Origin of the sequence: Marinomonas mediterranea MMB-1, from assembly GCF_000192865.1 — a bacterium.
Taxonomy (GTDB): Bacteria; Pseudomonadota; Gammaproteobacteria; order Pseudomonadales; family Marinomonadaceae; genus Marinomonas; species Marinomonas mediterranea.
The window spans coordinates 642,413-665,903 of record NC_015276.1 but is presented as its reverse complement, the minus strand read 5'-3'; the positions used below and the strand labels follow the sequence as shown (position 1 = coordinate 665,903).

The following is a 23,491-nucleotide window of genomic DNA, read 5'->3' as shown; positions in this document are numbered from 1 at the left end:
GTAACTATCGACCATAAATATCACAATATCGAACGATATCATCTTCACCAAGGTAGCTGCCTGATTGAACTTCGATTAATTCAAGGGGGATTTTACCTGGGTTTTCCAATGCATGAATTTCTCCAATTGGTATATATGTAGACTCATTTTCTGTAAGTAGTATTTCTTTCTCGCCGTTCTGAACTTTCGCAGTACCTGAAACAACTACCCAATGCTCTGCACGATGATGATGCATCTGTACGCTAAGTTTTTCGCCAGGCATCACAATAATTCTTTTAACTTGATGTCGGCTCCCTAGATCAACTGTTTGGTAGGTTCCCCATGGTCTGTGGACTTTTGTATGGAATGCATGTTCATTACGTCCTTCTTTTTGTATCCGTTTAACAATCTTCTTAACGTTTTGTGCATTATCTTTATCAATGACTAGTACTGCGTCAGCGGTTTCGATTATCGCTAAATTTGTTACCCCGACGGCAGCTACCAAGCGCGATTTGGCATTAATTAGTGTGTTGTTTGTATCTTCAGTCATTACATCACCAATCAATACATTTAGGTTTTTGTCTTTCTCTGCAAAGTCGTAAAGAGCATCCCATGCACCAATATCGCTCCAATCCCCAGAATAAGGCACTACCTTAGCTTTTGTTGTTTGTTCCATTACTGCATAGTCAATAGACTCTTCGGGGCACGCCGAAAAAATTTCTGTGTCTACTCGAATGAAATCTAAATCTTCAGACTTGTTTTGATAAGCGCTTGAGACGGCTCGATAAATATCTTCACGTTGTGATTTTAGTTCTGCTAAGAACGCACCTGCTTTAAATAAAAACATGCCGCTATTCCATAAGTACTCTCCAGATGTAAGATATCCTTCTGCTGTATTGGCATCTGGTTTTTCTACAAATGTTTCCACATCGAAGTTTTGACCTGCTTTTATATATCCGTAGCCTGTTTCTGGTCGCGTTGGTTGTATACCGAACGTTACTAGATAGTTTTCTTTTGCTAATGAAGCCGCCTGCGTAATTGCTTCTTCAAACGCCGCAGTGTTGTTGATAACATGGTCTGCTGGGAGAACTAGGAGTATCGAGTCATCTGAAGTTGCCTCAAGTGCAGCTAAGGTGATAGCTGGGGCAGTGTTGCGACCAACAGGCTCTAAGATAATGCGAGCATCTTTAATATTGAGCTCTTGAAGCTGCTGTGCAATTAAGAATCTGTGATCTTCGTTGCAGACAATTATTGGCATTGAAACATCTAAATGTTGTGTGCGTAGTGCTGTTTGCTGTAGCAAGGATAAGTGGTCGTGAGTTAGGTTTAAACACTGCTTTGGGAAATGTTCGCGAGAAAGTGGCCACAGGCGGCTACCAACACCACCAGAGAGAATCACAGGTACGATATGCATTATATGTCCTTGAACTGTATATATCGAAAAAGAGTTGTATCTAAAAGAAAAAATTAATACTTACGACACGATCGACACAACTTTACCAATAACGGTAATAAGTCTACCAAAACGTGAGCCAGATTAGCAATTGATTTCAATAGCATTTAATACACATCGATTCTTAAAAAGTGAAGCTTTTAAATTGTATGGTTTGATCGATTTCTATGGCTATCGACAGGGTTGAGTTTTATATTTCCACTATTTTTGTCTAGAGAACCCGCGAATAACTCAGTCTATTAGTCGCTCAGCATTGAAGTTGTGCATTTGCGCTCTATAAACATAAAATTCGAGTGCTTCTAGCGCCATTATGGGATTTTTACTCCCATTTTTGGATTCGCTAGACGGGTTAACCCCGTGCAGATCATATAATTTGGTCGACTCGCAAAAAGTTTCCAAACGCGAATAAGACTGCTAGCTGATTGTCATTCTTCGACAATCATTTGTAGACGACTTTTCGGAAGCCAAACTGACACTTTAGTATTCTAAACGGGTGCTCGACTTTAGCTCTCTAATGCTAGCCTTTAAATACTCTGTTCGGATGGGATTCTTATTTATACGAGGACATTTCTTCCAAGCACGTATCTTACTGGCCATTTCAGCAATCAACTAATCCCGCTTTTTAGTTTTATTTTCTTGTCGCTTCTCTACACCTCGATAACCCGAATCTGCTGAGATAACAGACTCTTCACTATGTACAAGTTCAGGTAGCGGTATGAGGTCGTGCACATTAGCCAACGTCGTCGTAAAGCTGTGCACTAAACCGCGTTTTGTATCGACACCAATATGAGCTTTTAGCCCAAAAATCCACTGATTCCCTTTTTGGATTTGATGCATTCCAGGATCACCCGTATTCGATTTATTTTTGGTTGAGCTTGCGGCTTCAATAATCGTCGCGTCAACGAGGGTTCCTTCGTTGAAGTGAACTCTGGCGTCAGACAAACATTTATTTACTTCTTTAAAGAGCGCACGTTTTATATGACTTCCAGCCTTCTAGAACCGGTGAATACCCAAAGAACTTTTTGTCTGGTTATAACGGCCCTGAATTCAAGCTTGAAGTGCGACACTTTTCATATCAAGCCGCTAAGCACATCTCTTTAAATACGACTGCTGGTTGCTTGAACCCTAAACACTTTCTTGGGCGATAATTGATACGTGTCATCGCCCAGTGAATAAGGGCGATGACATGAATGTTTTTTAATCAATTTTCGCCCTTGGATATCTCAGTTAGTCCCGCAATCAAAACCCTCTCCAAATAGTCTGTACTCATGTGACAGACTTTTTGTTTTCTCTTGATTCCTGATTTTTTCTTTGTCGTTTCTGTCCTAAGCATATTGACTGCAAGGTCTCTCATCATCGCAACCTTCAATGCCCCATCTTTGTTATCAATCGGGCATTGACCTTCGTTCATTGACGCATCAAGCACCCAGTGAAGGCTGTTTTCTATTCCCCAATGGCTTCGGACTGCCGATGCAAAACGAACCTCGGTTAATTCGGCTGAGCTGATGTAATAACGATACTCTACTGATCGTTTATCCGTCTTTTTGTCTCGCCTGTAACCTATTACTACACCAATACTTTTGATTCTATCCCAGCCTGCACAAGGCGCTTGCTCTGGATCGACAGGCAACGTATAGCATACTCGCCCTTCATCCCGTCCATGATTTTGACTTATATTGAGTTTTTCTAGCGTAATGGGAGGTTGTAATAAGCTAAGAAAGAGCTTCTTTAACCGCCTTATACAAGCGTTCTTGATTACCTTTTACCGCCAGAAGATAATTTCCTTTGCCTTTAAGTATGCTTTTTACTATCTCCTTTTGGCATCCCATTGCATCAATCTAAATGAGACAGTCTTTCACATCTAATAACTTGAGCAGCTTTGGTATGGCTGTAATTTCGTTACTCCCTAAATTCAGATAATAAGTGCGACACTGCAAGACAGGTGTAGAAGAAGCCAACTGCTGAAGTTGGTACACTTCTTTTCACCACAAAAACAAGCAGTACAAACATGAATTATCAGCAGTTGACCGAAGGGAAACGATATCAGATTTCCGCTCTTTTAGAACAAAAAATGTCAGTGTCCGATATCGCTAATGCCATTAAGTGCCATAAAGCCACGGTTTATCGTGAATAACAGGCAAGCAAAACGCTATTGCCCTAAGGAAGCACACACTCTTTGTATAACAAGACGAAAGAGGTCTGCAAAGTATCGAATACCAACAAAAACGATCAATTATATACGGACTCTTATTGAGTTTGACTGGAGTCCAGAGCAAGTATCTAACGCATTGAAACTATGTGGCGTGCCAGTCAGTCAGTCACGAGTGGATTTATCAATACATTCATGACGATAAAAGGCTCAAAGGAACACTTTATCGGCACTTAAGACAGGGTCATAAGCGCTATCGGAAAGGCAAACGAAGTTATAAAGAACGCTGTATCCTTAGAGGAGCGTCCTGATATTGTCGATACGCGAAAACGTTTTGGGGATTGGGAGATAGACACGGTTTTAGGTAAAAGTGGAACAGGCTCGATTGTCACTCTACTTGAGCGAACGACGCATTTTTACTTGATAAAGAAAGTGAATTCAAAATCTGCCATAGATGTTACCCAAGCGACAATAGAGTTGTTAATGCCCTTTAAAGATCACGTGCATACGATTACAGCAGATAACGGTAGAGAATTTGCTCATCACGCTAAGATTGCAGAAGCGCTGGAAACCAAAGTCTATTTTACCCACCCTTATAGCTCTTGGGAGCGAGGTGCGAACGAAAACAGTAACGGTCTTTTAAGGCAATATGTGCGGAAAGGAACAGATTTAAGAGAGATTGAAGATGACGTCATTCATTGGACGATGACACGTATCAATTATCGTCCAAGAAAGTGTTTAGGGTTCAAGCAGCCAGCGGTCGTATTTAAAGAGTAAGCGTACGGGCAACCACACCTTGCCTCTATCTCAGAGCTTAATACTCCAAGGTAACAGGTCTTCTAGGCTGTCCTCTACATTGCGCTTCGGAAGTTCTTCAAACAACGTCACTAAGTATTCGTAAGGGATTAACCCATTCGCTTTCGCGGTTTCGATAATACTGTAGAGAACCGCGCTACTTTTCGCGCCATTGCCTGTATTCGCAAGTCGAGTCAGCAAGGGGGAGTTTCGCCCCCAAGCTGCTCACAGAACCGTACGTGACAGTCTCCCGTCATACGGCTCTTGGTCGCACATTTGATGCACGAAGTAATTCCCAATGAGCAAAAAGCGTTGGCATGCGTTTACGTACTTGGTCAAGCTTGCGTTCCGCTTCTCGCGTACCTATTTTCAACTTGCATCTTGCCCATTTTATCAATCTTGATTGAAAGACAGACCAGATACGATAACTGAAGTGTCGGTACCAAAACTTGCCATAGTAGTGTATCCACCCTCTTAACGAGGCATTGTGCCTCTGTGCAAGTTCTTTCAATGTTGCTCCAGATGATCGATGTACTCGCCACGACGTAATCGTTTTCGTGATTCGCTTCATGGCGGTCATTGAGGCACCCGCCGCACATTTCCTGAACAAACAACCGTCTTTTCGTCTAAGCGTTCTAACCTTGAAATCATAGCCTAGGAACGTGAAGACTTTCTTTACGTTATGGCGTGGAAACGTATCTATGTAGACCACATTGGATTTGGCTTCATTGATACTCAATCCCACTTCTTCCATTCGTCGTTGGATCGCTTCCTTTAACTTCACCGCCTCGGACATTCGACTACAATGGCATACAATATCGTCTGCGTACCGTTCGAAGGGCACATAACGCCGTTGTTTAGCCATCCACCGATCAAAAGCGTAGTGAAGAAATAAGTTCGCCAAAATGGGCGAGATAACGCCACCTTGCGGCGTACCACGCGTTCTCTGAGTTAGGATATCAGTCTTGCTTGAGTCTGACATGGGAGCCTGCATCCATCTACGACAGTACAATACTACCCAGCGAGGCATATCATGGTGCTCTAACGCTTTGACCACCAGATCATGGTCAACATGATCAAAGAAGGCTTTGATATCTACCTCTAATACCCAACTATTAAAACGACAGTTACGCTCACATTGTGTTAGCGCCATATGCGCTGATCGATTGGGACGATAACCAAATGAACTATTATGAAATAGCTTATCCAGTCGCGTTTCCAAGTAGATCTTTACCGCTCCTTGTGCGATACGATCACTGACAGTTGGAATACCGAGTATTCTATCTGAACCATCCGCTTTAGGTATTCGCTTTTCGCGAACCGGTGGCGGTAGGTAACTACCAGAACACAGACGGTTCCATATCTTATAAAGATTACGGTCTCTGTTGTTATCAAATTGCTTCATTGTTTGGCCATCGCAGCCCGGCGCACCTTTATTGCGTTTGACCGATTTATACGATTGCCACACAAGAGACTTGGGAATCTCAAATGCTTTACCTTGCATTAAAACGTCATCCTCTTTAAAAAAAGTTGTGTTCTAATCAATTCGGCGACCCAGACCCCTTCGCTCCCACACCATTACAGCGCATTCAACACTACTACGAGTCTGTCCGTCCCTACTGCACGATACGTGCTAGCAGTAGGTTCTCACGTTCCCTAAGCTGGCCTGTCTGGAAGTCTCGCTGCCTTAACACCGGATGCCATGTAGTCAGTAATCAGGTATCCACTACACTTTTCAGGGGGGGGGGCTGTACAACCCCTTTTTGACATCACCTAAGATTTCGATGCCTCTTCGAACAGTTCACTTTCGTTCGACTCTTCCAGACTCACATGACGGTAGTATTTCCGCCTTTTCCTGAGTCGCTCACTACCGAAGACCTTAGTCAACAGCAGCATCAGGTAGTTTGATCAATGCGCCTGAACGCCCTGATCGGAGGGCCTACCTCCATCCAACTTAGAGCATGGATTCATTATGCTGCAAAATGCTCTACTTCATAATGTCTCCTTCGTGACACACACAGCCAGTTTTTACGCCCAATGACGAACGGCTTAATCGCTCGTTCCGCACGATTGTTGTCCAACTGAAGTTCGGGGGCTTTAAGGTATTGGATCAGTTTATCCCATTGATTGAGACTGTACTGTACCGCTTTGGCAATAGTACTACTTGGTGGAAGTCTTTTACTTTCTTTTTCTAGCCAAGCTTTGTAGTCCTCTAGCGCTGTCGGGGCGTGCTTAAGTCGATGCTGGTAAGCTTCTTCTTTTGTCTCTTTTTGCTGGGCAACGGATTCGATGGCATAGAGCTTTTGGATCTTGCTAAGCGCAAGCTGAGCTTTACCCGTTTTCTTTTTGTCTGTGGTCTTGACGATGTCGGTAAATTTACGACGAGCGTGTGCCCAACATCCGACTAAAGTCGCCTCTGTTTGTTCATAAGCGGCATAACCATCCACCTGTAAATAGCCGTTATAACCAGACAAGAAGTTCTTTGGACATGCACCGGCTCTAGAAGGCTGGAAGTCATATAAAACAATATTGGGAATCGGCGAGTTGAAGTCCGGACTGTCTTTACCACTGCAATAGACCCACATATAGCAACTCCCTCGCTTTTCTTTGATGACTTGAAGCGTGGTTTCATCAGCATGAAGCACCGATTGTTGCAGCATAACTTGTCGTAATAAGTGATAAAGCCCTTGCAGTACTTGGGCGCTCGTCGCCATCCAACTGGACATGGTGCTACGCTTTAGCTCAATCCCATACTGCTGGAAGAGCGTTTCTTGTCGATACAAGGGGAGGCTGTATTGGAACTTGCCTGTGATGATCTGTGCTAAAAGACTGGGCGTTGCGATCCCTTTTGGGATCATACTCGGTTCAGGTTCTCTTTGTTTGATGGTGCTGTGTGTACCTGACTGATCACAGTGTCGACAAGCGTATTTAGGACGTACCGTTTCAAGGACTTTAAGCTGAGCAGGAATAAATTCCAGTTTTTCGGACTTGTCTTCGCCCATTTTGTGCAGCTCGCCCTGGCAACCATCACAGACCTTTTCTTCTTCTGGTATATCTAACACAACCGTCTCACGAGGGAGATCTTTTGGAAGGAGTTTACGCTTAGGTTGAGTTCGCTTTTTAGCGGGCGGACGGTTTTCTTGTTCATCGTCCACTTGCGAGTCAAGTTCATCTTCCGATGTTTCATCAAACAAGTCTCTTTGACCTGGCATGACTTCGGAGCTTGTGCCAAACTGTCGCTGCTGAGCTAAACGCCATTGCTCTAGAATGTTTTGATACTTGGATTGCCACTGAGCGAGCTGGGAGTCTTTTTCACTTATCTCAGATACCTGTTGACTCAATAATGCTTGCTGTTCAAGCAACAGCTTTTTCAAGGATTCAACGTCGTTTGGTAAGGTATCTGGTCGTGTTTCATGGTAATGGATTATACCAAACTCACGGCAATTAACAGCCATGATAGCGATAAATTAATTCAGGATGGGCACCTTCCAGATCAATCGGCAGACCTTCAAGCAGCCAATTCAACTGTCGAGCAGAGATGCGAATCGATAATTTATTATCCTCAATCCCTGGCCACTTAAATGCGCCTTTTTCAAGTCGTTTGTAATGTAGCCAAAAACCATTAGCAGACCATTGTAAAATCTTGAGTTTATTACGAGTACGACCGCAGAAGACAAATAAGTGCTCAGAGCAGGGGTCCTGCTCTAGGTCATAGGCCACCACGTCACATAAGCCATCAATGGCTTTACGCATATCGGTTGGGCCACAAATCAAGGTAATAGAAACTTGGGGAGAGGATGTAAACATAGAGTGATGATTCCGTAGACCAAAGAAATCATTACTCTAGGCAAACCGAAATCAGATTGTTATGTGTGCTTTGCTAAACGCTTACAACCAATGGCATCTGTGAGAGGTTTCACAAAACGATCTTGAATGAGTTTTATCAGGTGACGTTTCGTAAGAAGCTCTACGATAGTCTCGAAGCACTGCAAAAAGATCTGGACGAATGGATGGTCTATTACAATAATGACCGAACTCATCAGGGGAAAATGTGTTGTGGAAGGACGCCACTGGAAACATTACTTGATGGAAAAGCGACCTGGGCGGAAAAGAATTTAACCCAGATCTAAACTGACAGACATCGGCTCAAAATGAGGTAACTGTCAGATCAGGTCTGGACTAGTACAAATAAGTCTGACTTTAATATAAACACTTCAAAGCCAGATTGTTTTCAGAAGAGCGCATAAATGTCCTACCAGCCCCCCTCAGGTAACTAAAACGCTAGAACGAAAAGCCATCTTTATTACGCCTCAAATCTTCCGCTACCATAAGAGAACACAAACTCTCCAATGAAGTTTTTGGTTCCCAATCAAGATCTTCATAAGCCTTATTTGGGTCTCCTATCAATAAATCCACTTCGGTTGGTCGATAGAATTTAGGATTTACCCTTACAACAGTATCTCCAGTATTTTTATTTACTGCAATTTCGCTATCACCACTTCCAATAAACTCAAGCTCAATATCAATCGACTTGAAAGCGAGTTTCACAAAGTTTCGAACAGTCTCTGTTCTATTTGTCGCTAAAACGTACGTATCAGCTTTAGAAGATTGAAGCATTAAATACATCCCTTCAACATATTCTTTGGCATACCCCCAATCTCGTTTAGCATCTAAATTACCTAGCTCCAAACAAGACAACTTACCCAACTTAATTTTTGCAACACTATCAGTAATTTTCCGAGTTACAAACTCTCTACCTCGTAATGGAGATTCATGATTAAATAAAATACCGCTTGAAGCAAAAATATCATACGACTCTCGATAGTTTATTGTCATCCAATGCGCATAAAGCTTTGCAACTCCATAGGGACTTCTAGGGTAGAATGGAGTTTTCTCAGTTTGAGGTATATCCTGTACTTTACCGAACATCTCAGACGTAGAAGCTTGATAAAACTTAATATTTCGGTCAATAATGCGAATTGCTTCTAAGAGATTCAGCGCTCCGATTCCTGTAATCTCTGAAGTAGAATAAGGCTGTTCAAATGAAACCCCCACAAAACTTTGTGCTGCCAAGTTATACACTTCGTCCGGTCTGATTTCATCAATCATCCTCACACTATTCATAGGATCTGTTAAATCGAATTCAACTAATGTTAAGTTTGGATGATCAGTTACTCCCAACTCATCCAAACGCCAAAAATTAACTGAAGCAGTTCGTCGATATGTCCCATAAACTTTGTATTTTTTGGACAAAAGTAATTCTGTTAGATAGGCACCATCTTGTCCGGTTACACCAGTAACAATCGCTTTCTTAGTCATTGTCATTCCAAGTAATATATTTTGTTCGAATATACTTTTCTAATTCTCTACAAAACCGATCTTTTGAAAACCTATTAGCATTTTTACGGCACGATTCACTTGAAATAAGCCCATCGAGGGCCTCAAATTCATTGATAGCCAATGAAAGGCTTTCTTCGGTTTGATCATCAAAAAAGATGCCGGTTGCATTTCCATTATTAACATCCCCGTGAATCGTCTCTAAAGCAGCTCCCGCTCCGTATGCAATTACTGGGGTCCCACATGCCTGAGCTTCTAAAGGCGCGATACCAAAATCTTCTTCAGCTGCAAAAATATAGGCCTTAGCCTTAGATAACTTTTCATTGAGAACAGAAAATGGCTGGTGCCCCAACAACAACACATTATCACCTGCAATTTTATCAATTTTTTCAAACTCCGGCCCGTCTCCGATAACAACTAGAGTTTTATCCTTAAAGTGATTTGAAAAGGTAGAGACAATAAGGTCAATTCTTTTATAAGGCACCATTCTAGAGGAAGTAATATAATAATCCTCTTTATCTTCATTATAAGTAAAATCGTCTACGTATACCGGAGGGTAGATAACATCAGACTGCCTTCCATAAACTTTCTTTACCCTCTTTGATATGTAATTCGATATAGATATAAAGTGATCTACACCGTGTGCTGTACGTACATCCCAAATTCTGACTTTATGAAGAAAGTATCGAGCTATCAACCCTTTAAAGCCTCCAGCCATATTTGACTCTCGAAGGTACTGATGCTGTAAATCCCATGCATATCTAATGGGGCTATAGCACATACAAATATGCAATTGATTTGGTCCAGTAATTACACCTTTCGCTACAGCATGAGAGGAAGAGATCACCAAGTCATAACTACTTAAATCAAACTGTTCAATCGCCAAGGGCATCAACGGAAGGTAAGTACGGTATTTACTCTTAGCAAAAGGAAGCTTTTGCACAAAAGAAGTCTTTACAGTCTTTTCCAAAAGCCAAGAGCGGTCATCATCTATAAAATCGACAATTGAATAAAGGTCTGCTTGGGGAAAAGTATTTAAAACTTGCTCAAGAACACGCTCTGCTCCTGCATAGGTTACCAGCCAGTCGTGGACAATAGCGATCTTCACTTAAACCTCTCCATAAAAAAACACCTTATTAGATTAACAAAAATAGGTATCGGCACACCTAATTAAACCTCATAGAAACTCTAGGAGAAGCGGATAACTTATAGGACAACAAAACAATAAAAAACAATAAAATTTTAAGATAATAGTTAAAAGACAGTAGGAACACAAACTTCCCACTAATATATGACAATAATATCGGTTGTGTAACAAATAAGAAACCAATAGCAATCAAAAAATGCCCCCTAAGCACGGTATATAGAAGGCATTTGATAACATATAGGGTAAAAATGGTATAAAGAATAAAAGCTCCCCACCCCCCCACTCCACCAAACAACTCAAAAAAAATCCCAGGAAAAGCTCCTGTATACTGACTTCCAGCTTCAATGGCACCAAAAACCCCGCCCCCAAGCTCTCTATGCATTAGAAATAATATAGATGTATGACCAACAGAGTGAACAATAGGCTCTAAAAAAACCTCGTTTAAAGCTTCCAAGGGGCTTGCGGCACCTTCCAAATAAACTCGATCAATCACTCCTGTAAAAATTTGCCCTTGCTGGACAAAGACCCGCTGAACAAAGTGATGAAGGGCTTCATCAATTGCAAGCCCTTTCACATCCATCATAACTTTTACACCTAAAAATAAAGATAAAGCAGCTAGAACAACTACCCCAAATGACAAGAAATAAAAGCCTTTTAGGCTTCTCCCCCTCATAACCAAAGATGCTGGAATTAGAAAGAAAAAGAGCTGATTAAATATCGCAGAAAACTTATTCCCAGCCAAGATCAACAGAAAAAATGAAAGAAAAAGTAAGATAACACTAAATCGCACTTTCTTCTTAGCGACCGACAGCCTAAAAAAAACCAACCCTAATATAAAAGCGATAAAGGTTTGATATTTAGAATATATAAAATAAAGTGTATTTGGGTAAAAGTCTAAATACTCGTGTTTTTGCATCCCCGTGAAGAAAGGTGGCAGGTAAACTAAATAACTACAAGCTACACACAGAAAGAATAGAAAGATAATAAACAAAACAATGTAATCATCCCGCCCCCCCCCTACCAAAAAACCAGACGATAACAAAGGATAACATCTACTATTATCAATTGATGAAAATATAAAACCAGATAAAAAAATAAAAACCAAAAAAGTAAAATAATAAATAGTAAAGTATAAGAATCCACCGTCACCAACATAGCGATTCAGTTCAAGCAGATAGAAATCATCTAAAGAAAGAAAAAATATTGACATACCTTGCCATGTCTTGAGAACAAAATAATAAATAAGCATGCAAGCGACACCTCCTATTTTATTTATTAAAAATAAAAAAGGAATTATAAAGAGTAACGATGAGGTAAGCACTAATAGAATTTGGTTAAAATCATACTCAAGCAAAACTTAACACTTCCTCAATTGCCTCAGCGCATTTATCTAGATTCTTAGCCGAGTTATTATATAAATTAAATTCTTTCGTATTTTCAAATAGAGATAGAAGAAACAAATCGACCACAGCAGAATCCACTAGCGTTGCCTTCGCTTGAAACATAGCTTGATTCAATTCTTTTCTAAGTCTATCAATTGAACTAACATTCACCCCCGGAAGATGACTATAAAACGTATTGGATAGGCATATTAAAGGCCTCTCTAAAACCATTGCCTCAAAACCAGACTTTGAATTTATAGTAATCACCAACCCACTTTTTTTCAACACTTCATAATTATTAATGGATGATTCCAATACAAAAAAATTTCTATAAAGCGACTTAAGCCTCCGTACATCCCAACAACTTAGAGACCCACGCATTGCCGGATGCTGTTTAATAACTACAGGCTTGTTTATCGGTGCAGACTTAAGAATATACTCTACAACCTTTAACTGGTCGAGGTACTCAGGAGCGCGAGTAGTAAGTTGAAAATCCCCTGGTACATGTAGAGGAAAATAAATAAAGCCTTCCTCTACATCCTCGAGCTTGGAGTAATAATTCAATGTGGAGCTAAAAAAATCATTGACAAAAAATGATACATATCGCTTTACATGATTAATAGGATATCTAAATTCTGTATAACGTCCAGTAGTAATGTCAACTAACTTCGAGGATAAAGCCTTCCAGTTCTCATATTTTAAAAACTTTTCAAATGAAGAAGTATAATGCGACTTATCTTTATCAGAATAACTCACTAAATGCTTTGAGTGATAATTATCCATATATGTCTTCACTTCAGGAGACATATTTATATCATCACAGAGTAGTTCTGGAGGGTTTATCGAATCGATCAAAAAAAGTGCTCTATTTTTAAAAAAAGAAGGTTCAATGAATATATGTTTTTCAGAGTGTTTCCTTGCCATATAATATACTGACAAGTTTGCGACAAAACCACCGATTTCTTGGATAACACAACCAACACTATACTTTGAGAAAAACACATCCATATACTCTATGTACCTCCCCGCTTTTTCAATCATGCTATACGGGGAAGCATTAAATGTCTCAACATCATGTCTAATAAGATCCCTCAAAGAAAAAGAAAGTTTTTGTTCAATACCCTCAAAACTACCCTTCATCTCATGCTTAAAAGGATAAAACATGGGATACTTTGAACTGTCGTATTCAACGAAGCTAATAAAAGCAATTGACTTACCTTGCGATGACAGCCTATCAGCCACCTTTGAAAAGAACCCATAATCTCTTTTAGCGATTAGCACAAACACAATATCGAAACTCAAATTCATAAAAACCTCGAATTGATATAACCTTTTAGTTCATTCTTCATTTGATTGTTCAATGAAAAATATTGAAAAATTACAACCAGAATAATCAATAGGATATAAAAAGCGAACTTAACATATAATGCTTCATAAAAAACAGACACAAACAAAGCGAAAGATGGAAGTACTATATAGAAAAGACTTTCTACTATTAGCTTTCCAAATCTAATCCTTGCGATCTGTCTAAAAAAATAAACACCGGAAAAGAACAGTGGAAGTTGCGACAATGCAATCACATACATAACAAAAGCAACATCATTTTCAATATAAGCTAGACTTAACCCTAAAAAAACCACACTTACAAACGAAAAGATAGCACTTAAAAATAAATAACGCTTGTCATAAAGACCTGAAAGAATAGGCAAAAATGGGCAAATTAATGTTTGCATTGTCAATAGAACAGCTACACAAAAAAAGTATTCTGAACTTTCCTCCCCTAGCCAAAGAAGCAATATTTCCTTTACAAATATAATGAAAAATAAAAACAACACAGAAAAAACAGAATAGGAAATTTTAGTAAGAACATACATTGTTTCTTCTTGTTTTTTTCCTCTATCAAGACGCGCTACAAACGGAAGAACAACGCTATTGACAGCTCCTTGCACCTGCTTTAGAAAAGATGGTAAACGTCGAAAAGCACTCAAATATCCAGCCCCGGCAGGACCAATAAATATAAAAGCAAAGTAATGTGGACCATATTGGTGAACAATCCCTATCAGCCGATTAAAAAAGCCTATCCCCGAAATCTCCGTATGTCTAATAAAGAAATCTTTAGAAACGCTACTAAAACCAGAAGAGTGCAACCCTTTCGATAAGGAAAGTCTATAAAAAAAGCAATAAATTAGAAAGCTTACAAAACTATCAAAGAGAAAAAGATATTCAATCTCCATTTCCTCCCAAAATGCAAGAAAAATAACAAATAAAAAAATCAGTACACTTCTACTCAAATCCCAAACAGCTATCCATGAAAAATAAAGCTGGCTACTTAATAAAGCCCTCAGATTAAAGGCGGGAAACTGGAGAACCAAAAAGAAAATAATAAAAAGATATACATCATTAAGTTTCTCAGCAAACTGCAACGCCACTAAATATATCACAAACAACGCAAAAGATAGAAAAATATATATAGTATTTGCTATTGAGAAGTCACTATGTATTAAAGAAATTTTTCTTGATTTTGAAAGCAGAGAGTAAGATCGCGTCAGTGAAGCGGATAAGCCGAACTCCAACAACGATACAACTCCTACTACAGTTAAAGATTGATAAAGAGCCCAATACCCTAAACCTTCTGCACCGTAAACGCCGATTAGAATAGGTAACTGTACGAATGAAAGCACACTCACTAAAAAAAAACGAATAAGTGTAAAGAAGCTAGCCTTAAAAAAACTTCGCAATTTTTTACCTTTCAATTATTGATGCAACATCCGATTTAACTTCATTATCTAAAAAATACTTAAAGGTTGCATCTGTATAGTGATAGTAGAGTCGCCTTTCTTTTGGAGATAATGAGTTTAACTTATACTCATCTATAAAGTCAGCAGGAGGATATGAAGGACATCTTTCAGACAAACAATCTTCAGATAAATAGTTCATATAGTAGAACTCAAGAATATCTTCTTTATCAATTTTAAAATCAAAAAACACTGATAAATTCAAAAGATAATTATCGTATTCATTAATGTTTTTTGCTGTAATACAAAATGAGTAATCAATATGGGGGTTATCCCCAGCATTCAGAACAGGTATACCACAATAACTAAACTCATGAGCAACAGTCCCATAGACCGTCAATACAAGATCTGGAGAACTGTTTACTATATCAAGATTACTAACTTCGGGCTCTAATATAAAAGCTCTAGTATTCTTGAAAATTGCATAAATTACTTCTTCGTTGCCAGCCAAGCCGTTTGGATGAGGCTTAATAACCCAGTTATAATTTGTTCTCTCTATTACTCCGCGTAGATAATTGCACCACTCATAAAAGTCTGGAAATATGGCATTGCGGTATATATGCGGGCTATCAAAAAAACAATGTAGCATTATAACTATTGTTGGCTTATCATTATTTGAAATAATGTCGAGAACACTATTATCTTTGCTTGCAGCAGAAAAGCTACTTTTTCCCATATAAGATAAACTAGCGACACTTCCAGCTAATCTACTTTCGATAGAAGAACGAGCCTGAGCTATACGCTCTGCCTTGTTAGGAAGTGACTGAAATTCAGTTTTGTAGTTCCAATATTTTGCACGTCTGAAGTAGGTCTCATCCATTTTTCTGACAATTAAACCTGAGCGGTCGTCAAAACAGTAACATGGAATTTCTTTTGAAATTGCGACTCTAGCCATAACACCTGAGTAGATATATGCGACATCACCACATACAACAGATTTGACATTTTTTCGCATTAAATTCCGAGACACATCAGTCACCATAAAACAAGCTATCTTTACCAAATAAAATAGATATTCATCTGAAAGATCGACAGTTGATACCTTTTTCTTCCTTAGATACGTATCATATATCAAGTCACCAATAACAATACTGTCGAATTTAAATCCTAGCAATTCTTGCTTACTAGAAAATTTTTCTTTTAAATCTCTAAAAGAAGCGCATGAAGGTAATTTCAGATTCGAAAAATTAAACTTGAACCCTAAAAGGTGATAAATTAAAAAATATTTAACAGAAAAGTATGAAAAATATTTATCATAACGATCATCTGAATATGAAAAAAGTTCTAATTCACTGGCTTCTGATCGAAGAAGTAGTTCATCGCTAATTACTCTATAGCATTCGATAACAGGAAGAGAGTATGAGAACTCTAACAGCACAACGCCGTTGCTATCGCTGATCGCTTTATTTTTTCCCTTCCTATATTTAAACGCATACTTAAGTGCCCATATAGTAGGAAATACTCTCCTGACCAACTTATTAATCACATTTTTCATCATCATTAATCAGTGACTTTAATCTTTTTCGTCCAAGTTTTAGTATCTTTAAAGTGAAACTGTTTATCATACCGCCCAAGTTTATCCATATAGATCCCAGTCAACCTACCAATAAGTCCGTACGTACGTATATCATGAAGCATCCAGTCAAAACTAGACAACAAATACGCAACTGCACTACCTCTTAATCGTTTAAAATTTAATGGGTAATTCGCATATGAATCAATCTTATCTATATCCTCTGCCAATTTTTGTGTACGACATCCATCGAAATCCCCAACCCAAGCCGATAATACTTTTTTTCTTCGATTAACAAGGCTCGAATTAAAGCGTTCTTTATCACTCAAACCAAATTTAATCGCCTCTATTAACTCTGCATTACTTCTAACAATCCTACTTCCACTCGCATGCTCTTCAGAGTAATACCATTCATCCGGATTTAAATGATACTCTATTGTTGGTTTATCTATTAACCATGATTCAATTCCTGTAGTACAAGACCTTTTTATTTCTATATCACTATGGAACAGTACATCCCAGATATAGTCGGTCTCTATAATTTTTACATTTGAAAAAGAGTCTATAATAGAACTATAAAAAGCATGATCTTCTGAAGGATGTAGTTTCAATATTATATTGCTATCGGAAAAAGTTTTAGAAACTAAAGACAAGCTATCTAAGAAGTAACTTCGAGACTCATAATCTCTTCTTGCATTATCATTCACATCAGAAACCACTTTATCAAAGCCAAGATTCTTAGCATCTTTTTCCAGAAACTCCTGGTTTTTATTGAAAAATGAAGCCTGCGTGAAATTCGTAGCAAAAAGTATAGTCTTCTTGTTTAAGTTGAGGGCATGTCTATTATAAAACTCCTCTCTATTAACTATCATGAAATTGTTTTTAGGGTGATATACATCGAATCTGGGCACACCAATAACCGCGATATCGTCATTACAAATCGTCGAATTCTTTTCTAAACTTACCTTTGCCTCACTATTCCACGTATACGCTTTATAAACGCCAGACAAATCAGAAAAAGCACCATGAGCAAAATCTCTGTATCCCACTAATGTCGGTATACCTTCTGTTGGCAATAAGAGAACCTTAACTCCATTTTTTTTTAGTTCGCAGGCTAATAACTGAGAACCTTTATCCAAAACATGATTCCAGATAACAACATCAGGACAGTGATAATATACAAAAAACCTTTCTAAGCCATTTCTACAATAGTCTACAGTATGACCTTTTTTCTTCAGTGTCTCTCCCAGAAGAATATAGCCTGGAAGGTCTCTCCACTTGTGGTCTATAGATATCAATATTTTCATTTTATTCAAACATTTCACTGGAGAGGGCGACGCCTGCCTTAATCTCACACAATGCCTTTTTCCCAAGTACGGTTTCATAATGTTTCGGAGCCAACCCATAACCAGGCCTTATACTTTTCACATTTTCATGAGAAAGCTCTTCACCTTCAGCAATGTCTTTTACGACATAAAGTGAACGCCTAAATATCATATTACCTTTTTCACTTTCTTTTCGTTCGTAGTTTACTTTTCCAAGAGCTCTCCAAGCGATTTTACTGTCTCGACACAATTGCATTAATTCACGCTTCTCTAAAGAAAAACTATCATCCGGTCCACCACCCTTTCTGTTCAAAGTGACGTGTTTTTCAATTAAACATGCACCTAATACAACCGACGTAATCGCAGTTGTATTCTCTATTGTGTGATCAGATAAACCAGTTAGTACGCCAAACCTATTAGCCATATCTGGGATCGTTGCTAAGTTGTAATCTTCAGATGGCGCTGGATAGCCGCTGACACAATGTAAGACAACAAGCTCTTTACATCCCGCATTTTTTGCGGTTTCTACAGCTTCAAGAATTTCTTCTTCGTTCGCCATCCCTGTAGAAATAATCATTGGCTTACCCGTTTTGGCTACATACTCAATAAGTGGTAAATCAATCGCTTCAAAAGAGGCAATCTTGTACGCAGGTGCACCTAAGCTTTCCAGCAGGTCAACCGCGGTAAAGTCAAAAGGCGAACTGAAAATAGTGATTCCTATTTCTTTTGCCTTTGCAAATAATAACTCATGCCAATCCCATGGCATATGAGCGTCTTCATAAAGCTCATATAGAGTTTTTCCGGCCCACAAACCACCTTTAATCATGAACTCTGGATTATCACTTTTCATTGTGATAGTATCAGGCCTGTATGTCTGCAGTTTTATAGCATTAGCGCCACATTCCTTTGCCATCTCCATTATTTTAAAGGCATTCTCTATACTGCCATTATGATTGGCGGACATCTCCGCAATAATATAAGGTTCATAGTCCGGGCCGATTTTTTTACCATCGATTTCTATAAAAGCATTCATTTAAAATTTCTCTATTTTTATTTTGTACTTACAACCGTTCATATTAAAATATGCAGGAAAACGGTCTGGATCGCATACTCTTAACAAATTAAATTGCTCTTCTATAGATTTTTTAATATTTACCTCGCTATCGGAAGGTGTTCGCTTTCGTAGATAGTTAGACGCCATTTCATCTTGAAGCATTGGCTTTGCAGTATTTATATTTTCACATGCCCATGTTATTAACTTCAACTCAGCATCAAATAATTTTTGATTAATTTCGTCATAAAGCTCGCTACCATCAAGAGTAATATCTACTTTTTTCCAAATAGCACCTGTATCTACTTTATCCCCGGCTTCCAATAAAGAAAGAGTTAGTTTATTTCTACCATTAATAACGGCCCAGATATGTGGGCTCCAGCCTCTATCTTTTGGTAAATCACTAGCATGTAACACTAACGTATGCTCGAAATAATCCCGATGAGATTGTTTCACAATTTCACTACACGATATGAGAAAAAGCAGCGACCCACTTCTATTTATATCACTGACGGTGGTAAGTAATTCTATTGAGTACTTTTGTTCATTGAGCGTTTTCCACTCTTCAAGTTCTTTATAAACAGGATGATTCTTATCAGTACAAATTAACGTCACATTTAACATAGATTCATACACCTTTCTATTTTTTTCACGACTCTTGAGCAGCCCACACCATCACATAATGCAAAATTAGAGGCTCTATAACTATCACATCGAATTATAATTTCGTTTAATGCTGGCACTAATTCACTTTGAATATTACTCAACGTAACAATTTTAACAGCATTTACCTTTAGCAACTTCTGAGCAATTATATTTTGATTTTCAGCAATAGGAATAATAATGCTGGGTATACCTAAACAAGCTCGCTCCCAAGAAGTTGAACCTGGCGCACCAATAGCAATATCGTACCCTGACATGAATTCAGCCATATTTTCTACAAAATCTATATGCGTGATCCAAGAACGTTCTTTCTCAGCAAAAGACTTTACCTGACTGTAATGAGGCGCTCGTTCGCTAAGCAAAACAGTAACACAAGGTGGTTCTATCAATTTTTTTTTAAACGCGTTTAAGACCTGCAAGGTAGCATTAGGAGCATCAATCCCGCCCATAGATATTAAGACTTTAGATCCATTTTCTAACGCTTTGAATTTATCGACTCCTTGGCGAAATTTAGCAAAATCAGGGTGTATTATTGCATAATCAGTACCTGCTAAAATTTCTGCATGCGGGTTGAGCTTTTGGTACTCGTCCACACTTCTTAATAATGTTTGATCCACAATCAAATCGGCGTCATGCTGTCTAACAAGGTCATCTATAACCATAACTTTACAGCTGCGGGCCTTTTTTACTTTCTCATGCCACTTTATACCAATGCCGTAATGATCAACAATCACCAAATCCGTTGACCCAAACTGAGCTAAACATTCTTCTGCGTCGTGATTCTCATCCATTTGTAGCCACGCTGCGTAGTCTGACGTTGTTTCAGGAACCAACCACTCAAGTGGTTGGCTTAATTCAAAGACATCAAAGCCACGCTGTTTAATAATGCTAATAAGGTCACCCTTCTGTGGGCGAGTTAAAAAAACAACATTATAGCCGACATTTCTTAATGCATCAGCAAGCACTAAACAACGCATCACATGACCACTACCTATATACAATGAAGCATCTGTACGAATAGCAACATTTAGCATTCAATAACTCGATATAAGGCTTCAGCTAATTCCCAGTCTTCTTGAGTGTCTATATCCTGGACTCTTTTACGTGGCAAAAGGACAGCCTTTGAATTCGAGTCAAAAATCGCTCTTTTCTCTAAAAATACCTGGGCTTTGCCCCAATAAAATTGACCTGCGTCATGATATGCTTCCTCCAAATCCTGTGAACGTGTATTCAAATATTCAGGTTGGAACATATCAACTCGACACTCTTTGTCTATTTTGATCGCACGCTGTATAGGAAAAGCGTAACTAGTCGCACTAAACGCATAACACACCGTTTCATCTGATAAGGCAGCTAACCCTTCTTTTAGGCTTGATGCACTAATAAAAGGCGCAGTGGCGTAGATACAGCAAGCATTTGTAATCACCATCCCATCATCTGCACACCATTTCAGAGCATGCGCAATCACATCTAGAGTAGTTGCATAGTCATCAGCGATTTTTGCAGGACGAATAAACGGCACTTGTGCGCCATATTGTCTGGCAATCCCCGCAATTTCATTATCATCAGTTGAGACAATGATTTTATCAAAGCAACCACTCTCTAATGCCGCCTCAATTGAATACGCTATCATAGGTTTGCCATAAAATAGCTTGATATTTTTACGCGGTATCCGCTTGCTGCCACCACGAGCAGGAATGATTGCAATATTCATTATTTAGTCGCAAGCACCTTCGTTAATACATGAATCACTTCATCTTGCTGTTCATAAGTCATCGCATGAAACATAGGCAAAGAAATTACATTAGTGTAGTAACTTTCTGCATTCGGAAAGTCGCCTTTTTTGAAGCCCATATGTTGATAATACGGCTGTAAATGAACAGGAATATAATGCACATTAACGCCAATACCGTTTTCTCTAAGCTCATCAAACACTTCTCTATGTGTTTTTGAAATTTCGTCTAGTTTTAAACGGATCACAAACAAATGCAAGCCTGAGTAGGTATTAGGCAATTGATATGGTAATGTAATAGGTAAATCTGCAAGCTTTTCGTAGTACCGCTCAGCAAGCTGATGACGTGCTGCTACAAATTCGCCTAAACGCGCTATCTGTGATACACCCAACGCTGCCTGTAACTCAGTCATTCGGTAGTTAAAACCTAAATCTATTTGCTCATAATACCAGCCACCATGAGGAAGATTTTCCATGAGAACTTCATCACGCGTTATTCCATGACTGCGGTATAAAGTCATTTTATCGGCAAGAGCTTTATCATTCGTCAGCGCAGCACCACCCTCAGCTGTAGTAACGATCTTAACAGGATGAAAGCTAAATACAGTTACATCACTGTAGTCACACGCACCAATAGGCTTATCTAAATAACGCCCACCGATTGCATGTGAAGCATCTTCAATTACTTTGAAACCATACTCAACCGATAACGCATGAATCGCTTTCATATCGCAAGGCTGACCACATAAATGCACAGCGACGACAACCTTAGGTAAGGAGCCATTTAATTTAGCTAGTTTTAGCTTTACCTCTAATGCAATTGGGCAAAGGTTATAGGTAGCTGGATCAATATCGATAAAATCTACTGATGCCCCACAATATAAACCACAGTTTGCTGACGCAACAAACGTTACAGGAGACGTCCATAGCACATCTCCTTTTCCTACCCCTAACGCCAAACAAGCAATATGCAAAGCAGAGGTTGCACTGTTAACGGCAAAGGCAAATTTCGCACCTGTCGCACCCATTAGAGAGGCTTCAAACGCGGGAACTTGAGGTCCCTGCGTAAGAAAGTCTGATTTCAAGACATCAACTACCGCGTCAATGTCTTGTTGCTTTATTTCCTGTCTACCATATGGAATCACGATAATACTCACATTGTAAAATTAGGATCTACGTGCTCTCTTATTAAACCACGTAAGCTATCTATTGTTTCCCATTCTGTATTTGTCCCTGAATTATATTTAAATCCAAAAGGAACTTTTTGAGCATCATGATGTGCTACATACTCACTTTCAGAATAATTAAAAGACACTGAAGGCAAAATAGCATAATACTCGCCTAAATCAATAGTATTTAGCGAGTCTGTGTCTGTTATCATTTCCTCATGCAGTTTCTCACCAGGACGAATACCAACCACTTTAGTTTCACACTCGGGCGCAATCGCTTTAGCAATATCAAGAATTTTATATGAAGGAATTTTGGGCACAAAAATCTCCCCCCCCAAATGGTGCTCTAAAGCATACATGACCATATTCACTCCATCTTGCAATGAAATATTGAAACGGGTCATTTCTTCATGAGTGATTGGCAATACCCCTTCTTTTCGCTTACCCATAAAGAAAGGTATAACCGACCCTCTAGACCCCATAACATTTCCATAGCGAACTACACTAAAACGAATATCTTTTGATCCACGAATGTTATTAGCCGCAGTAAACAGCTTGTCAGATACTAACTTAGTCGCCCCATACAAATTAATAGGCGCGCAAGCCTTGTCTGTTGATAAAGCCACAACATCTTGCACACCACATTGCAATGCAGCCTGAATAACATTTTCCGCGCCATCAATATTAGTACGAATACACTCTGTAGGATTATATTCAGCTGTATCTACCTGCTTAATCGCAGCCGCGTGAATTATTACATCCACACCTTCACAAGCTTGAATCATTCGACTTCGGTCACGAACATCGCCTATAAAAAAACGTAATTTTGGATACTCAGCATGAGGATATTTTTGCCTTAAGTCAAACTGCTTAAGCTCGTCGCGAGAAAAGATGACAATTTTCTTAACATCTGGGTATCTATTCAAGATAGTGCTAATGAATTGTTTACCAAATGAGCCAGTTCCACCAGTGATCAAAACAACCTTATTATTCAACATTTA

Annotated in this window: 18 protein-coding genes and 5 pseudogenes; 2 read left to right on the top strand and 21 right to left on the bottom strand. The window is 39.0% G+C overall.

Annotated elements, in window-relative coordinates; genetic code table 11:
* Positions 1–4: 4 nt before the first annotated feature.
* From MARME_RS03205 to MARME_RS21280, 4 genes and pseudogenes are all read right to left on the bottom strand, one after another.
* Positions 5–1,393 (bottom strand): mannose-1-phosphate guanylyltransferase/mannose-6-phosphate isomerase, encoded by a 1,389-nt coding sequence (locus MARME_RS03205; RefSeq protein ID WP_013659828.1) that lies wholly within the window; start codon positions 1,391–1,393, stop codon positions 5–7.
* A 403-nt stretch (positions 1,394–1,796) separates the two neighbouring features.
* Positions 1,797–2,398: pseudogene (locus MARME_RS21755) on the bottom strand (IS5 family transposase); the annotation flags it as partial.
* A 109-nt stretch (positions 2,399–2,507) separates the two neighbouring features.
* A pseudogene (locus MARME_RS22830) lies at positions 2,508–2,609 on the bottom strand (IS30 family transposase); the annotation flags it as partial.
* A 24-nt stretch (positions 2,610–2,633) separates the two neighbouring features.
* Positions 2,634–3,107, bottom strand: a complete 474-nt coding sequence (locus tag MARME_RS21280) for an ISAs1 family transposase (protein ID WP_223295028.1) — start codon at positions 3,105–3,107, stop codon at positions 2,634–2,636.
* Between the two features lie 333 nt (positions 3,108–3,440).
* On the opposite strand from MARME_RS21280, the pseudogene MARME_RS03190 reads away from it, so the two are divergent.
* A pseudogene (locus tag MARME_RS03190) lies at positions 3,441–4,358 on the top strand (IS30 family transposase).
* A 30-nt stretch (positions 4,359–4,388) separates the two neighbouring features.
* Here the strand turns inward: MARME_RS03190 and MARME_RS03185 are convergent.
* From MARME_RS03185 to tnpB, 4 genes and pseudogenes are all read right to left on the bottom strand, one after another.
* Positions 4,389–4,562 (bottom strand): annotated as a pseudogene (locus MARME_RS03185) (transposase domain-containing protein); the annotation flags it as partial.
* 67 nt (positions 4,563–4,629) lie between these two features.
* Positions 4,630–5,880 carry a group II intron reverse transcriptase/maturase gene (gene ltrA, locus MARME_RS03180; protein ID WP_013659827.1) on the bottom strand — a complete coding sequence of 417 codons (1,251 nt, stop codon included), beginning with the start codon at positions 5,878–5,880 and terminating at the stop codon, positions 4,630–4,632.
* 466 nt (positions 5,881–6,346) lie between these two features.
* Entirely contained in the window at positions 6,347–7,831 is a 1,485-nt protein-coding gene (tnpC, locus tag MARME_RS03175) for an IS66 family transposase (protein ID WP_013659826.1), read from the bottom strand.
* On the bottom strand, positions 7,821–8,183 hold the full coding sequence (gene tnpB / locus MARME_RS03170; protein ID WP_013659825.1) for an IS66 family insertion sequence element accessory protein TnpB: 363 nt from the start codon (positions 8,181–8,183) through the stop codon (positions 7,821–7,823). Before tnpB ends, tnpC begins: the two co-directional genes overlap by 11 nt.
* An 86-nt stretch (positions 8,184–8,269) precedes the next feature.
* Here tnpB and MARME_RS03165 point away from each other — a divergent pair.
* Positions 8,270–8,506, top strand: a pseudogene (locus MARME_RS03165) (integrase core domain-containing protein); the annotation flags it as partial.
* A gap of 151 nt (positions 8,507–8,657) precedes the next feature.
* Here the strand turns inward: MARME_RS03165 and gmd are convergent.
* The 13 genes from gmd to pseB are packed head-to-tail and all read right to left on the bottom strand — an operon-like array spanning position 8,658 to position 23,488.
* The gene (gmd, locus tag MARME_RS03160; protein WP_013659824.1) at positions 8,658–9,695 is read right to left on the bottom strand and encodes a GDP-mannose 4,6-dehydratase; all 1,038 of its coding nucleotides are present in this window, start codon (positions 9,693–9,695) and stop codon (positions 8,658–8,660) included.
* Complete coding sequence (locus tag MARME_RS03155; RefSeq protein WP_013659823.1) at positions 9,688–10,821, bottom strand: glycosyltransferase family 4 protein; 1,134 nt, start codon at positions 10,819–10,821, stop codon at positions 9,688–9,690. The genes gmd and MARME_RS03155 overlap by 8 nt, the downstream gene beginning before the upstream one ends.
* 58 nt (positions 10,822–10,879) lie before the next feature.
* On the bottom strand, positions 10,880–12,214 hold the full coding sequence (locus MARME_RS03150) for a hypothetical protein (protein ID WP_148230994.1): 1,335 nt from the start codon (positions 12,212–12,214) through the stop codon (positions 10,880–10,882).
* Positions 12,207–13,544 carry a capsular polysaccharide export protein, LipB/KpsS family gene (locus tag MARME_RS03145; protein ID WP_190273419.1) on the bottom strand — a complete coding sequence of 446 codons (1,338 nt, stop codon included), beginning with the start codon at positions 13,542–13,544 and terminating at the stop codon, positions 12,207–12,209. The genes MARME_RS03150 and MARME_RS03145 overlap by 8 nt, the downstream gene beginning before the upstream one ends.
* A gap of 2 nt (positions 13,545–13,546) precedes the next feature.
* A complete protein-coding gene (locus MARME_RS03140) occupies positions 13,547–14,995 on the bottom strand; it encodes a lipopolysaccharide biosynthesis protein (protein WP_041647742.1) in 1,449 nt (482 codons plus the stop codon).
* Positions 14,985–16,538: a hypothetical protein gene (locus tag MARME_RS03135; protein ID WP_013659819.1), complete on the bottom strand. Its 1,554-nt coding sequence runs from the start codon at positions 16,536–16,538 to the stop codon at positions 14,985–14,987. The genes MARME_RS03140 and MARME_RS03135 overlap by 11 nt, the downstream gene beginning before the upstream one ends.
* Positions 16,538–17,857, bottom strand: coding sequence for a surface carbohydrate biosynthesis protein (locus MARME_RS03130; protein ID WP_041647741.1), 1,320 nt, complete (start codon positions 17,855–17,857; stop codon positions 16,538–16,540). The genes MARME_RS03135 and MARME_RS03130 overlap by 1 nt, the downstream gene beginning before the upstream one ends.
* Before the next feature lies 1 nt (position 17,858).
* Entirely contained in the window at positions 17,859–18,908 is a 1,050-nt protein-coding gene (pseI, locus tag MARME_RS03125) for a pseudaminic acid synthase (RefSeq protein WP_013659817.1), read from the bottom strand.
* A complete protein-coding gene (locus MARME_RS03120) occupies positions 18,909–19,550 on the bottom strand; it encodes a formyltransferase family protein (RefSeq protein ID WP_013659816.1) in 642 nt (213 codons plus the stop codon).
* Positions 19,544–20,623, bottom strand: coding sequence for a UDP-2,4-diacetamido-2,4,6-trideoxy-beta-L-altropyranose hydrolase (pseG, locus tag MARME_RS03115; RefSeq protein WP_013659815.1), 1,080 nt, complete (start codon positions 20,621–20,623; stop codon positions 19,544–19,546). Before pseG ends, MARME_RS03120 begins: the two co-directional genes overlap by 7 nt.
* Positions 20,617–21,303 (bottom strand): pseudaminic acid cytidylyltransferase, encoded by a 687-nt coding sequence (pseF, locus tag MARME_RS03110; protein ID WP_013659814.1) that lies wholly within the window; start codon positions 21,301–21,303, stop codon positions 20,617–20,619. The genes pseG and pseF overlap by 7 nt, the downstream gene beginning before the upstream one ends.
* Positions 21,303–22,466, bottom strand: coding sequence for a UDP-4-amino-4,6-dideoxy-N-acetyl-beta-L-altrosamine transaminase (gene pseC / locus MARME_RS03105; RefSeq protein ID WP_013659813.1), 1,164 nt, complete (start codon positions 22,464–22,466; stop codon positions 21,303–21,305). The genes pseF and pseC overlap by 1 nt, the downstream gene beginning before the upstream one ends.
* 8 nt (positions 22,467–22,474) lie before the next feature.
* On the bottom strand, positions 22,475–23,488 hold the full coding sequence (gene pseB / locus MARME_RS03100) for a UDP-N-acetylglucosamine 4,6-dehydratase (inverting) (RefSeq protein WP_013659812.1): 1,014 nt from the start codon (positions 23,486–23,488) through the stop codon (positions 22,475–22,477).
* Positions 23,489–23,491 lie beyond the last annotated feature (3 nt).